Here is a 14214-nt window from a genome sequence, read left to right as displayed (position 1 = left end):
GGAAAAGAAGAAAGCCGGTCATAGACCGGCCAAAGGATATTCTGTGTAGCCTGAAACTTACTGTGCGGGCGCTGGCGTTTTCGCCTGCATCCACTCTGGTTTCTGGAATTGGCTATACATCAACGCAGGATCGTTGATCACCGCGGCATACGCAGGTGATTCCACAATCGCTTTGGTATCTTTAACAAAGGGCTTATCAAGATCGTCGGTACGCACGGCAATAATATTTTTCAGGTTCTCATCCAGCGTTTCCAGCCTGATGGCCGATGACAGTTTCATACCGGACGCCAGCGCAAAATTACCGTTCACCAGCGATGCCGTCACGCTATCCAGCGTACGGGGCAACTGCGCCGCTTCCATCGGTTTGAAGACCAAGCCGCGCGGGTTTTCAAGAATATCTTTCTCAGATGCTTTGGTCGGATCGATGTCGGCCTTGATCGTAATCAGCCCCATCGATTGCAGGAAACGCAGACCGCGCGCCAGATTGGTGGCATCGTTAGAGAGCGTGACTACGTCTCCTTTTTTCAGCTCATCCAGCGATTTGATCTTCTTCGAATAGAAGCCCATGCTGGCAGTAGGTACGATAATCAGTGGGGAAATTTTTAACCCTTTATCGGCGGCAAATTTTTCCAGATACAGCGTATGCTGGAAAAGGTTGGCATCAATGCTGCCGTTGGCCAGTGCCAGATTGGGCTGAACGTAATCGCTGAATTCACGCACGACGACCTTGTAGCCTTTTTTTACCAGCTCAGGTTTGATCGCCAGATTCACCATGTCGCCATACGGCCCGGGTGCCACGCCAAACGTGATCGTCTGTGGATCGCTGCTGGCCAACGCCAGTTGCATGCCAGCGGCAAGCAGTGTGATGCCCAGCGCGGCGCGAACAGAATGCGTTAATTTCATTGTGTAACTTTCCTGTCTGAATGTAACTTGCTGTCATTATTAAGAATGACAAGTTAAATCATAAAGACTAAAAAGGCATATCATTATTTCTCATCGGCTGTCGCGGATAATCGGGGCAGGCTTCACGAAGAAAGGGGGCAACTATGATAACGATTTGGGGTCGTGATAACTCGACCAACGTAAAGAAAGTCCTGTGGTGTGCGGAAGAACTTGCACTGCCTTATCAGCATATTGCGGCGGGCGGACAATTCGGTCTTAACCATGAGGTCGATTATCTGGCGATGAATCCTAATGGCCTCATCCCGTGTTTGCGGGACGACGATCTGGTGCTGTGGGAATCCAATACCATCGTCCGTTATCTGGCGGCACAGTACGGTCAGGATTCGCTGTATCTTGCCGATCCGGGCAAGCGCGCCAGTGCCGAAAAATGGATGGACTGGGCGACATCCTTCGCCGTGTCTTTCGGGCCAGTATTCATTAATATAGTCCGCGTCGCACCGGAAAAACGCGATATGGCATTGGTCCAGAAAGGCATCGCCGAATGCGAACGTCTGTTCGATATTGTTGATACCGTTCTGGCTAATCAGCCGTGGCTATCCGGCGATCAATTTGGCGTTGGCGACATTCCGTTAGGCTGTATTGCTTACGGCTGGCTGAATATGCCGATTGAGCAGCAGCCACATCCTCATCTGGAACGCTGGTACCAGCAACTCACCGAGCGTCCGGCGTATCAGAAACACGTCATGATTCCACTGTCTTAAGTGAAGCAGGCACCGTAAGGTGCCTGATTTCTTACTCCAGCCCGACTTTCAGCAATTTGCCATTGTCGTGATCGGTCAGCAAATAGAGGTAGCCGTCTGGCCCCAGTCTTACGTCGCGGATGCGCTCACCGCGATCGCCCAGCAAACGCTCTTGGGACGCGACTTTGTCGCCATCAAGCGTCAACCGAATCAGGTTCTTCTCTGCCAGCGCGCCGATAAAGACTGAGTTTTTCCACTGCGGGAAACGGTCGCTGTTATAGAAAGCCATGCCGCTAATGCCCGGTGATTTCTCCCAGTAAAAATCAGGATTCGCCATATTCGCGATTTCTTTTCCTTTCGCTTCTGGAATCTTCAGCCCGGAATAGTTAATGCCATGCGTTGCAATCGGCCAGCCGTAATTTTCGCCCGCTTTGGGAATGTTGATTTCATCGCCGCCTTTCGGACCATGCTCATTTTCCCACAGCACACCAGACCACGGATTAATCGCCAATCCCTGTGGGTTGCGGTGGCCGTAAGACCAGATTTCCGGTCGCGCGTTAGGCGTATTCACAAACGGGTTATCGGGCGGCACTTTACCCTCCGCAGTCAGGCGAACAATTTTGCCCTGTAATTTATCCAGATCTTGTGCGGTCGGGCGTTCGTTGTTTTCGCCCAGTGCAATAAACAGGTGCCCTTGTCGATCAAAGGCCAGCTTGCCGCCGAAATGGTTACCCGTTGACAGTTTCGGTTCCTGACGGAAGAAGACCGTAAAATTCTCTAACCGCTTATTATCCTCGGAGAGTTTACCGTAGCCGACAGCGGTTCCCGCTTTACCTTCGCTCCCTTCTTCGGCAAAGCTCAGGTAGATGCGTCGATTCTGCGCAAAATCCGGCGATAGCGCGACCTCCAGCAATCCGCCCTGAGATTTAGCAAAGACCTTCGGTACACCAGTTATCGGTGCAGACAGCGCGCTGCCCGCTTTCCATAAGCGCAAATTCCCGGCGCGTTCCGTAATCAGAATCCCCTGTTCTTCCGGCAAAAACGCTAATGACCACGGGTGATCCAGCTTATCCTGCAATTCCGTCACCTTCGGTTCCGCCGCCAAGAGCTGGCTGGAAAACAGCAGCGTTGCGCTAAGCAGCAGCCAATGTGGCGCAGCAGAAAATCGTCGTAACAGGGAGTGTGAAGCAGAATTGCGAGGCATCAGGCGATAGGGCATAGCGTTGTCTCCATCCAACAAAAGTCCTGTAAATTTAGGCGGCAGGCCGTGTTTGTGCAAAAAAACGTGGCAAGGTTTACATTTATTGAAGAAATTCAGAGAAACCAGAAGCTAAAGCGGCGGATGATGAGTTGGATTATCTCGGCTGAATCGTCCTGATTTTGTTTTCATCCCACGACATCATCACATTTTTGTACAACCAGATAGGCTGCACGTTATCAAACGCTTCCTCTACGATATCAAGAAAGCCATCCGGCGTAACCTCACCAAGAAACGTCAGTGTAGTCGTTGAATTATCGAAGAAGTAAGCGCGATGGCAGAGTCGGATCATCTCGGAGAGATACATCAAGCTACGCTGATAACGCCCAAAAACCTTATCCTTTGGCACACTATGCCCGCCTAATGCGACACGCTGAGTTATTCGCTCCTCGTTGAGTTCTGGATCTGACGTACAAACATAGTAAAGATAGGGTTTATAGCCGCTTTTTCTTGCCGCCTTTACAAAATCGAGGTGACTTTCGTGACTCATCACGGACTCATAGGTAAAAGAAAGCCGATCGCGAATCCAGTCCTCTCTCAAACCTAAGGAAATTCTCTGTGCCAGCCTGGCGGCTGATTCATCGGACAACAGTGTTTTATCGACCGTTTCCCCCAGCAACACAGGGAGATCAATATGCTTTGCAATATCATCAGGGTTAAGGTACTGCCCCAAAGGAACGGCGTACGTTTCTCTCAATTCTTTAGTCAACGTCGTTTTTCCCGATCCATTCGGGCCTGCAACCAGTCTCAAGCTCGGCAAAGCAATTCCCTAAGCTTAATTGGCGGTTGACCGTCCACGGGTTTAATTTCTGAGAGCGTACCATCTGGTGCTTGACTGACCAGCCAGCCATCTTTGATATAAGCGATTGATACACCGGAATCCAACGCTTCTTTGATCGCCTGCTTTGAAGCACGGGCACCGATCTGCATTAAGGTCCGATTATCATCAATCTTGCTTTTACGCTGATGTTTCCGCACGACTTTAATTCGCTGCACCATCATGCCTCCTGAATCATGGTAATGATGAAAAAGTATACCATAACGTTCTGTGCACATTTACTATTTAGCCCCTCTTTGCGAAGCGCCTTCCACAAAAATCATCATCTCCACGGCGATAAAATGCTGAGTTTTACACCACTGACTATAAGGATAATCAACTATGGTGTAGAATCCTCCGGTTTTTATTTTCTGTTTATTTTGTGAGCGAATAATATGCAACAACCACGTATCGGCTTTGTTTCCCTCGGTTGCCCGAAAAACCTCGTCGACTCCGAGAGGATTCTGACCGAACTGCGTACTGAAGGTTATCAGGTCGTCCCACGTTATGACGACGCTGAACTGGTGATCGTCAATACCTGTGGTTTTATTGACAGCGCCGTACAAGAGTCGCTGGAAGCCATCGGCGAAGCGCTGAATGAGAACGGTAAAGTCATCGTAACGGGCTGTCTGGGTGCCAAAGAAAACCAAATACGCGAAGTGCACCCCAAGGTTCTGGAAATTACCGGTCCGCACAGCTATGAGCAGGTGCTGTCGCACGTGCATCAATACGTCCCTAAACCAACACACAACCCGTTTACCAGCCTGGTTCCCGAGCAGGGAGTCAAACTCACGCCGCGCCATTACGCGTATCTGAAAATTTCAGAAGGCTGTAACCACCGCTGTACGTTCTGCATCATCCCTTCTATGCGTGGCGATTTGGACAGCCGTCCAATCGGCTCGGTGTTGGATGAAGCGAAACGTCTGGTTGATGCCGGAGTAAAAGAGCTGCTGGTGATTTCTCAGGATACCTCAGCGTACGGCGCGGATGTGAAGCAACGTACCGGCTTTTGGAACGGGCAACCGGTCAAAACCAGTATGGTCAGCCTGTGTGAGCAACTGGCATCGCTCGGCGTGTGGGTGCGCCTACACTATGTCTACCCGTATCCGCACGTAGACGATGTGATCCCGTTAATGGCCGAAGGCAAAATCCTGCCTTACCTGGACATTCCGCTCCAGCACGCCAGCCCGAAAATTCTCAAGCTGATGAAGCGCCCTGGCGCGGTAGAAAGAACGCTGGAGCGCATTAAGCGCTGGCGCGAAATCTGCCCGGACTTAACGCTGCGTTCTACCTTTATTGTCGGCTTCCCCGGCGAAACAGAAGAAGATTTCCAGATGCTGCTCGACTTCCTGACAGAAGCCAAGCTTGACCGCGTAGGCTGCTTTAAATTCAGCCCGGTCGAAGGCGCGTCGGCAAATGAATTGCCAGATCAGGTACCGGAAGAGATCAAAGAAGAGCGTTTCCACCGCTTCATGCAGCTTCAGCAGGCGATTTCTACCCAGCGTTTGCAGGATAAAATTGGCCGTGAAGTGCTGGTGCTGATCGATGAAATCGACGAAGAAGGCGCGATCGGTCGCAGCATGGCCGATGCCCCTGAGATTGACGGCGCGGTTTACCTAAACGGCGAAACCGGCGTGAAAGTCGGCGATATCGTCAAAGTAAAAGTTGAACACGCAGACGAGTACGATTTGTGGGGTAGCAGAGTTTAACGATCCCATCACGCCAGCTTTTCCGCCCGAAAGGCTGGCGTTTTATTTTTACGCCATCTCGTCCCGAACGCTGAAAATTCAATCAATAAACCGCCTGTTCCTCGCCTTCGTCTTGCGTCCCCCGGTCAGGTAAAGTAGCCTTGGGGCATGATTAATCTACTCGCCTTACCTGAGGCATAAGCATGTGGAAACGCCTGACATTCGGTTTGTTAGCCCTCATTGGCGTGCTGCTGCTCTCTGCTTTTGCCCTCGATCGTTGGATCAGCTGGAAAACCGCGCCATTTATTTACGATGAGCTTCAGACCTTGCCGAAACGTCAGGTTGGCGTCGTATTGGGGACAGCGAAATACTACCGTACCGGCGTAATCAATCAGTATTACCTGTTCCGCATGCAAGGGACGATTAACGCTTACAACAGCGGTAAAGTCAGCTATCTGCTATTAAGCGGTGATAACGCGCTACAAAGTTACAATGAACCAATGACGATGCGTCGTGATTTGATCGCCGCAGGCGTTCCGCCTTCAGATATCGTGCTGGACTATGCGGGGTTCCGTACGCTGGATTCCATTATCAGGACGCGCAAGGTATTTGATACCAACGATTTCACCATCATCACGCAGCGTTTCCACTGCGAGCGTGCGCTATTCATCGCGCTGCACCTTGGCATTCAGGCACAGTGTTACGCCGTGCCCTCCCCGAAAAATATGATGACCGTGCGGGTTCGTGAGTTTGGTGCTCGTTTGGGCGCACTGTTCGACCTGTATATCCTTAAACGCGAACCACGCTTTTTAGGGCCGCAGGTGCCGATTCCCGCTGAGCATACCATTCCAGACGATGCCCCAGATTATCCTGCCGTCCTGCCGGAGCAGGTACTTCCAGCGCCAGAGCATCAGGCTAAACCGGGGCAACCAGCAACAACCGATCCCGAATCCGAACCGCACCACGAGCACGCTGCTCCGTAGCGTCTATCGCGACGCCGTTTTGCCTATCGCATTGGTGAGCGTGCGCCATAACCATTCAAGCGGCCCCTGACGAAAATAGCGCAGCCAGTAGTGAGAAAAGACCAGATTGACGATCCAAATAGCGGGAACCAGTGCCAGCAGTTGCAGGCGGCTGAGCGCCATAAACAGGCCAAGCTGATTAAACAACGCGACGCAAATCAGTGTTTGCAGCAAATAGTTGGTTAACGCCATGCGCCCGACATCCGTAATCCAGTACGTGATGCGCCATTGGCACAGCGTAGCCCAAAAGCCATAACACAGCGCCAGATACCCTATCGCCTGCAAAGGTGAACTCAGCTCGCGCGGAATCTGCAATAACAGCCCGCTCCAGCGATATTCCCAGTCCACCAGCCACTGCCCCACCACACCAATGCTGTTAATTGCCACACCCAGCGGAATCAACCACAGCGCAACCTTACGATAGTGTGCCGTACTGAACTCACCTTTCAGCCATCCACTGCGCATCAACCCTGCCCCCAGCAGCATGGATCCCGCCAGCAGCCAGCCGTACTGCACACCCAGCGACAACAGGCTTTCCGTTAGAAGGTCGACACGATTCCCCCACGCTTCCGGCCCGCCTAACGCCCGCCAGTAGGCTTCATAGGCGATATCCGCCATGCCCGGCAGCCAAAATCGTCCAGGTTGCAGGCTCAAAATCTGGCTCAGCACAAACAGTACGCCGATGCCCACCAGATACAGAACCGCCCCTGTCCGCATTAACAGTCGGCTACTTTCCGCATGACGAATCATGCCGTAACACACCAGTCCAATCAGCGCATAGTCGAGTAAAATGTCGCCATCCCACAGGAAAATGGCATGAATCAGCCCGATGATCATCAACCAGAACAGACGTGCATGTACCCAGCGTTTCCCCCGCGACAGCAGCAGCTGTAAACCTGCACCAAACAGAAGCGAAAACAGCGTCAGAAATTTTGCCTGCGCAAGCAGATCCATCGCCGCCCAGGTTAAGACGTCAGACAGCGTGGGTTCCCCTTGCCAGGCAGGATTCAGGTAGGCCGCATGCGGTAAACCAAACGCCGTAATATTCAGCAGTAAAATGCCCAAGATGGCGACGCCGCGCGCAAAATCCAGCGCAACGATCCGTGAGGGTGGCGAATGAGGTGACGGTATAGTGTGAGAAGGCATACAAATTACATTTTCAAATCATCGAAGTAGCGATTGTATGCACATACAGAGAAAAAGCGAAGATGCTTGCTGATTTGACGATGACCGATTTGACGATGACGAAGTATATTTTCTTCATCATCGTCAATAAGAGGGCTTAATTGTGGTGACGTACCGCGCGCAAGAATTCCTGACGTGTATTTTGGCTGGATTTAAACAGCCCACCGAGCGATGTCGTGGTCGTGGCGCTGGTCGCATCACGAATGCCGCGTGCCTTCACGCAGTAGTGCACCGCATCAATCGAGACCGCAACGTTGTTGGTTCCCAACAGCGTTTGTAGCGCAACAAGAATCTGCTGCGTTAAGCGTTCCTGCACCTGAGGGCGCTGAGAGAAAAACTGGACGATACGATTGAGCTTCGACAAGCCGATGACGCCATCTTTCGGAATATACGCCACCGTCGCTTTCCCATCGATCGTCACGAAATGGTGTTCACAGGTGCTGGTCAGCGTGATGTCCCGTACGGTGACCATTTCATCGACCTTCATTTTGTTTTCAATGATGGTGATTTTGGGGAAATTGGCGTAGTCCAAGCCGGAGAATATTTCATCAACGTACATTTTAGCGATACGAGTCGGTGTTTCAGCCAGGCTGTCATCGCTCAGATCGAGACTCAGCAAATTCATAATTTCCGTCATATGCTCGGCAATACGTTGCTTACGCGTATCCCGATCCAACAACGCCCCACGCAGCGGCGTTTCCAGACCGCGTGCCAGCAGCGCTTCGTGCACCATAACGGCTTCTTTACTTAGTGATGACATTATTATTCTCCTGCAGGTGTAACTATGCCTATCGCACTATCACGGCCTTGGTCAGACCCTAGCGCCGTCAACACTCTAGTTGAGAGAGTCACGATTATCCAGCGATTGTATGTCATGATTGTTGAAATAGATTCAAGTTATCAAGCGTGGCGGATATGCCTGTACGCAGTAACAAGGTCGAATCATATGCACAAAAAAACGCCTGTTCAGACTTAACTATTCAGTGATAAACAAAAAAGTCAGTGATAAATAAAAAAGCACCGGGAGGATATCCCAGTGCTTTTAACGGTAAATCACCTGACTTTTGCGGCTGTCAGCGCCCTGATGCCGCGTGTTGTCGGGTTATCAGAAGGTTTCCCAGTTATCGTTCGCGTTGCCTTTTTTACCGCCAGCGGCGGCTAATAACATCGGCTTCTGTACTGCTGATGCGCTCTCCGCCAGACGCTGCTGAGGACGACGAGGGGCATCTGCGGCCGACAGCTGGAATACCGATACAGCTTCAGTTAACTGACGGGCCTGATCTTCGAGCGATGCAGCAGCGGCGGCAGATTCCTGTACCAGTGCGGAGTTCTGCTGTGTGACGCCATCCATCTCGGTAACAGCCTGACCAATCTGGGTAATACCACGGCTCTGTTCATCCGATGCAGAGGCGATTTCGCCCATCAGATCGTTCACTCGGGTAATGGCGGAAATGATGGAATCCATCGCTTCGCCGGTTTGTGTAACCTGATTCGAACCCACGTTAATACGTGCAACCGATTCGGTGATCAGGCTTTCAATTTCTTTCGCTGCCTGCGCGCTGCGCTGCGCCAGATTACGAACTTCACCCGCAACCACCGCAAAACCACGCCCTTGTTCACCGGCTCTGGCGGCTTCTACGGCTGCGTTCAACGCCAGAATATTGGTCTGGAAGGCAATGCCGTTAATGACACTGGTGATATCGGCAATTTTCTTCGAGCTGGTCGTAATACTTGCCATCGTCGCCATCACATCTGCCGTGACGTCGCCGCCTTTCTTCGCCGCAACAGAAGCGTCCTGCGCCAGCTTGGTAGCCTGATGGACGTTATCGGCATTCTGTTTCACCGTCGCGCTCAACTCTTCCATACTGGCAGCGGTCTGCTCCAGTGCGGCCGCCTGCTGCTCGGTACGTGCGGACAGATCGTTGTTGCCGCTTTTAATTTCGCTTGAGCCCTGATGAATCGATGCAGAACTGTCGCGGATGATGGAAACGGTATTAACCAAACTTCCCTGCATCTCTTTCAGGTAAGGAATCAGCTGTCCGGCACAGTTGCGGCCAAACTCTTCAAGCGGGTGACCAAGCTGCCCAGCAGCCAGAACCTGGAAATAGCCTTTGATCATATTTAACGGCTTGACCAAATAGTGAACCAGATAGCGGTCTGTCAACAGCAGGATAAGCAACCCAATAACCGCCGCACCCAGCAGAATACGATTACTCCAGTCAACCAGGCCGTAGACCTCGCTCATCGACGCCTCTGACGACGACATAATCGCGATCTGGTATTTATCCATGTTCGCGCCGAATGCCACGCTCAGCGGTGGGTAAGTTTTACGGAAAAGCTGACGAAAATCCTCTTGACGATTCTCACGCGCAGCGTTCAGCATCGGCGTCAACCCGTTATCCAATATCTGGGTCCACGCGGCGATCATATTGTCTGCCGTTTCTTTATCGACGCCGACATGCCCAACGGCTTTAAACGCAGCCAGTTGATCTGACGTGTTTTTAAATGCGGTGGTTGCTGCCGTAAATACTTTTTCTGCTTCCGCAGTTTCGCCTGTTTGCTGGAAATCCATAGAACGCAATAAGCGAGTAACCGTACGAAAATACTGGTCATTGCCTTTTACCAACATCTCTACGTTTTTACGCTGAGTTTCGCCGGATTCCAATAGTTTGGTCATGCTGTTTAATGAGGTAGTGGTAAAGAAAGACGCTCCACCCCATACAATCAGAAACAGACCCAATATTGTTAAAAGCATTGCCCTGATGGTGATATTTTTTAAAAAATTCACAGAAGACTCCTATAAATTATCTGGCGATTTTCCTCTGCGCTTTCTGCAAGACAGCCGCACATTTTTAATTGGAAATACGCCGGGTGTTACGTCATTTAATGAAGAGCAGAGGCTCTCATTAGTTAGAGTTATTTTCCTTTAATGACAAAAAGACACACTTCCTTACAATAATGATAAAGCATTCCTACCATACATTAACATTATCGGCACTTTAGGCGGGCACTTTACGCCTTCCCATCAACAAATGCGATAAAAATGAAGAATTGCGATAGTTTCTGGCTATTGCTCCGATACAACAATTTATCTTCACATTTAACTGTTTATTTTAATTATCTATTTATTTCCACGCTTCCGCTATGCGTCAGGGTAAAATACGATTTTATTTTTCTGTGATTATTCTTATTTTTTCATTCTGCCCTATTCATTAGAAAATATGACCCTATTCGAGGTAATAGTTGATTGTGGTGCTATTAATTCCGGCCGCGATCATTTTATCGCTTTCTTCTCTTTCTCATCTCCCCACTATTAATCCTGATGATAATTACGTCCGTCATTTTTATCATTCAGAGCACATCTCATCACGCTGGGTTTACGTTACGTTCACATCAGTGTGGCGTAAGCCAGTTGCGAAATGCGCTGCTTGCCGCTACACTTCACAAAAAGTGAATAATCAAACACCAGTTCATTACGAAAAGAGAAAGATATGGATTTGACCCAGTTGCGCATGTTCTGCCTCGTTGCCGAAACGGGTTCCGTCGCGCGCGCCGCAGAGCAGCTTCATCGGGTACCCTCCAATCTGACCACGCGGTTGCGCCAGTTGGAACTGGAACTGGGCACCGATCTGTTTATCCGTGAGAAACAGCGCCTGCGCCTGTCCCCGATTGGGCACAATTTCTTATGTTATGCACAGCGTATCCTGGCTCTTAGTGAGGAAGCGATCAGCATGACGCGCACGGGGGAACCCGCCGGTAACTTCGCGCTCGGCTCGATGGAAAGCACTGCGGCAACCCGTTTGCCTACGCTATTAGCGGCTTACCATCAGCGTTACCCCAACGTTTCGCTGTCCCTGAATACCGGTACATCGGGGGAAATCATCGAACGTGTGCGGGCGGGAACGCTGGCTGCCGCGTTAGTCGATGGGCCTGTCGTCTACGATGAGCTGAATGGGTGTTCGTGTTTTGCGGAACGATTAGTACTGATATCTGACCCTGCACACGCGCCGATTACCCATGCGCGGGATGCCATCAACGATACGTTGTTTGCTTTCCGCCCCAGCTGTTCTTATAGAAAGCGCCTTGAGAACTGGTTCCGGCAGGATGGCGTGGTGCCCGGTACTATCATGGAAATCCATTCATACCATGCCATGCTTGCCTGTGTCGCCAGCGGCGCCGGGCTAGCCATGCTCCCGTATGCCGTCCTCGAATCACTGCCCGCAGGCACGCGCGTTCAGGTGCATGAATTACCGCCCGACATCGCCGCCGCGTCCACCTGGCTCGTCTGGCGACGCGACGCCTTCGGCCCGAATGTCGAGGCGCTTAAAAAGCTCATTATTGAACAGGGCAGCACTATTGAACCACCCGCTCAGTCGGAATGAGCCCTTTACTGCCGATGAACGACACTTTTCAAGAGAGGACGACACAGCGATCAATGCCACGTCCTATCATTTAATTTACCACCCATAACGGAATGCCATTAGGAGTCACCACCATGCAAATGATTAAAACCCGCGCCGCCATCGCCTGGGGTCCAAACCAGCCACTGTCGGTTGAAGAAGTGGACCTGATGCCACCGCAGAAAGGTGAAGTGTTGGTGCGCATCGTCGCAACTGGCGTATGCCACACTGACGCCTACACGCTGTCCGGCAAAGATCCTGAAGGCGTGTTCCCAGCGATTCTTGGCCATGAAGGCGGTGGGATTGTCGAAGCCATCGGGGAAGGCGTGACCAGCGTTGCCGTTGGCGATCATGTTATTCCGCTATACACCCCAGAATGTGGCGAATGTAAATTCTGTCGCTCCGGCAAAACCAACCTGTGTCAGGCTATTCGCTCCACGCAGGGTAAAGGTCTGATGCCAGACGGCACCACCCGTTTCTCCAAAAACGGTCAGCCGATTTTCCATTACATGGGCACATCCACCTTCGCAGAGCACACCGTTGTGCCTGAGATTTCACTGGCGAAAGTGAATAAAGAAGCACCACTGGAAGAAGTCTGCTTGCTGGGCTGTGGCGTCACCACCGGGATGGGTGCCGTGCTGAATACTGCAAAAGTGAAATCGGGCGATACGGTTGCGATTTTCGGCCTTGGCGGCATTGGTCTGTCAGCGATTATCGGTGCGCAAATGGCCGGTGCCGGACGCATCATCGGTATCGATCTCAACACCAGCAAATTCGATCTGGCGCGTAAACTGGGTGCCACCGATCTGCTCAACCCGAAAGATTACGATAAGCCGATTCAGGACGTCATCGTTGAACTGACCGATGGCGGCGTGGACTTCTCCTTCGAATGTATCGGTAACGTTAATGTTATGCGTTCTGCACTAGAGTGCTGTCATAAAGGCTGGGGTGAATCCATCATCATCGGTGTGGCAGGTGCTGGCGAAGAAATCGCAACCCGTCCGTTCCAACTAGTGACCGGTCGCGTATGGCGCGGTTCTGCTTTCGGCGGCGTGAAAGGCCGTAGCGAGCTGCCAGGCATTGTCGATCGTTACCTGAAAGGCGAATTCCCACTGAATGACTTCATCACCCACACCATGGGGCTGGACGAGATCAACACGGCATTCGATTTAATGCACGAAGGCAAATCGATTCGCTCTGTGATTCATTTCGGTTAATTGCGCTACTGTCAGGAACAGAATAAAGGAGGCTGTACAGCGATGACATCATCACTGGAACTGCTGGAAGAACACCGTATGTTTGGTGGCTGGCAACAGCGCTACCGCCATGTGTCAGAAACGCTGAACACCGCGATGACGTTCAGCATTTATCTGCCACCAACACAGGATGACACACCGCCGCCCGTGCTTTACTGGCTGTCTGGGTTAACCTGCAACGACGAAAACTTTACGACGAAAGCCGGTGCGCAGCGCGTTGCTTCCGAGCTGGGTCTGGTGCTGGTCATGCCGGACACCAGCCCGCGCGGCGATGGCGTCGCAGACGACGCAGGGTACGATCTAGGCCAAGGTGCGGGATTCTACGTGAATGCCACGCAAGCGCCTTGGGCAGCACACTACCGGATGTATGACTACATCAGCAGCGAATTACCAGCGCTGATCCAGCAGCATTTTAACGTGAACGGCCGTCAGTCCATCAGTGGACATTCGATGGGCGGGCACGGTGCACTGATGCTGGCGCTACGCAACCCGGATCAATTTCTGTCTGCGTCAGCGTTCGCACCGATCGTTAACCCAAGTCAGGTTCCCTGGGGTCGCAAGGCGCTTACCGCCTACCTCGGCGAGGATGAAACGCAGTGGTTGCAGTATGATAGCTGCCATTTGCTGGCAAATAGTCAGAAGAAGCTGCCCATGTTGGTCGATCAGGGCGATTGCGATCAGTTCCTCCCCGATCAGCTACAACCGGCGAAACTGGAAGCACTGGCAAGCCAGTATGACTGGCCGCTGACGCTGCGGACCCAGTCTGGCTATGACCACAGCTATTTCTTCATCGCCAGTTTCATCGAAGATCACCTGCGCTTCCACGCTCAGTATTTATTGGAAGAATAGGTGTTTGCCGAATAGCGGTTGGCTTAAACAGCGCAACGAATAATGAGCTATGCTCATCTAGCTGATAACAGCACTCGGGGATGGATACCTACGGTT

The 14214-nt window shown here is 51.6% G+C and carries 13 protein-coding genes; 6 read left to right on the top strand and 7 right to left on the bottom strand.

All coding sequences use genetic code 11. The features are described 5' to 3' along the window. Positions 1 to 57: 57 nt before the first annotated feature. A complete protein-coding gene (locus tag BJJ97_RS13900) occupies positions 58 to 903 on the bottom strand; it encodes a MetQ/NlpA family ABC transporter substrate-binding protein (RefSeq protein ID WP_095994327.1) in 846 nt (281 codons plus the stop codon). Between the two features lie 143 nt (positions 904 to 1046). Between BJJ97_RS13900 and BJJ97_RS13895 the strand changes: the two genes are divergently transcribed. Then, entirely contained in the window at positions 1047 to 1664 is a 618-nt protein-coding gene (locus tag BJJ97_RS13895) for a glutathione S-transferase family protein (RefSeq protein ID WP_095994326.1), read from the top strand. A gap of 31 nt (positions 1665 to 1695) precedes the next feature. Here the strand turns inward: BJJ97_RS13895 and BJJ97_RS13890 are convergent, their stop codons facing one another. The 3 genes from BJJ97_RS13890 to BJJ97_RS13880 all read right to left on the bottom strand — a co-directional run bounded on the left by BJJ97_RS13890 (position 1696) and on the right by BJJ97_RS13880 (position 3903). Next, complete coding sequence (locus BJJ97_RS13890; RefSeq protein ID WP_095994325.1) at positions 1696 to 2862, bottom strand: PQQ-dependent sugar dehydrogenase; 1167 nt, start codon at positions 2860 to 2862, stop codon at positions 1696 to 1698. Positions 2863 to 2998: 136 nt separating this feature from the next. After that, positions 2999 to 3610, bottom strand: a complete 612-nt coding sequence (locus BJJ97_RS13885; RefSeq protein WP_157910782.1) for a zeta toxin family protein — start codon at positions 3608 to 3610, stop codon at positions 2999 to 3001. 38 nt (positions 3611 to 3648) lie between these two features. Then, positions 3649 to 3903, bottom strand: coding sequence for a hypothetical protein (locus BJJ97_RS13880; protein ID WP_157910781.1), 255 nt, complete (start codon positions 3901 to 3903; stop codon positions 3649 to 3651). A 210-nt stretch (positions 3904 to 4113) separates the two neighbouring features. Here BJJ97_RS13880 and rimO point away from each other — a divergent pair, with 210 nt between their 5' ends. Continuing rightward, entirely contained in the window at positions 4114 to 5427 is a 1314-nt protein-coding gene (rimO, locus tag BJJ97_RS13875) for a 30S ribosomal protein S12 methylthiotransferase RimO (protein WP_039468904.1), read from the top strand. Between the two features lie 182 nt (positions 5428 to 5609). Continuing rightward, positions 5610 to 6389: an outer membrane permeability protein SanA gene (gene sanA, locus BJJ97_RS13870; RefSeq protein ID WP_095994323.1), complete on the top strand. Its 780-nt coding sequence runs from the start codon at positions 5610 to 5612 to the stop codon at positions 6387 to 6389. A gap of 3 nt (positions 6390 to 6392) precedes the next feature. Here the strand turns inward: sanA and yeiB are convergent, their stop codons facing one another. From yeiB to BJJ97_RS13855, 3 genes are all read right to left on the bottom strand, one after another. Beyond that, complete coding sequence (gene yeiB / locus BJJ97_RS13865; protein ID WP_095994322.1) at positions 6393 to 7574, bottom strand: DUF418 domain-containing protein YeiB; 1182 nt, start codon at positions 7572 to 7574, stop codon at positions 6393 to 6395. A gap of 136 nt (positions 7575 to 7710) precedes the next feature. Further along, entirely contained in the window at positions 7711 to 8373 is a 663-nt protein-coding gene (gene folE, locus BJJ97_RS13860) for a GTP cyclohydrolase I FolE (RefSeq protein ID WP_005967317.1), read from the bottom strand. Positions 8374 to 8718: 345 nt separating this feature from the next. Beyond that, a complete protein-coding gene (locus tag BJJ97_RS13855) occupies positions 8719 to 10401 on the bottom strand; it encodes a methyl-accepting chemotaxis protein (protein WP_095994321.1) in 1683 nt (560 codons plus the stop codon). A gap of 703 nt (positions 10402 to 11104) precedes the next feature. Here BJJ97_RS13855 and ptrR point away from each other — a divergent pair. The 3 genes from ptrR to fghA all read left to right on the top strand — a co-directional run bounded on the left by ptrR (position 11105) and on the right by fghA (position 14118). Beyond that, positions 11105 to 11995 carry a putrescine utilization regulator PtrR gene (gene ptrR, locus BJJ97_RS13850; protein ID WP_095994320.1) on the top strand — a complete coding sequence of 297 codons (891 nt, stop codon included), beginning with the start codon at positions 11105 to 11107 and terminating at the stop codon, positions 11993 to 11995. Positions 11996 to 12108: 113 nt separating this feature from the next. Then, a complete protein-coding gene (locus tag BJJ97_RS13845) occupies positions 12109 to 13230 on the top strand; it encodes an S-(hydroxymethyl)glutathione dehydrogenase/class III alcohol dehydrogenase (RefSeq protein ID WP_167385199.1) in 1122 nt (373 codons plus the stop codon). A gap of 42 nt (positions 13231 to 13272) precedes the next feature. Next, positions 13273 to 14118, top strand: coding sequence for an S-formylglutathione hydrolase (fghA, locus tag BJJ97_RS13840; protein WP_095994319.1), 846 nt, complete (start codon positions 13273 to 13275; stop codon positions 14116 to 14118). Positions 14119 to 14214 lie beyond the last annotated feature (96 nt).

The sequence above is a fragment of the Pectobacterium polaris genome, assembly GCF_002307355.1.
Lineage (GTDB): Bacteria > Pseudomonadota > Gammaproteobacteria > Enterobacterales > Enterobacteriaceae > Pectobacterium > Pectobacterium polare.
This window is presented reverse-complemented; position numbering and strand designations above follow the sequence as displayed.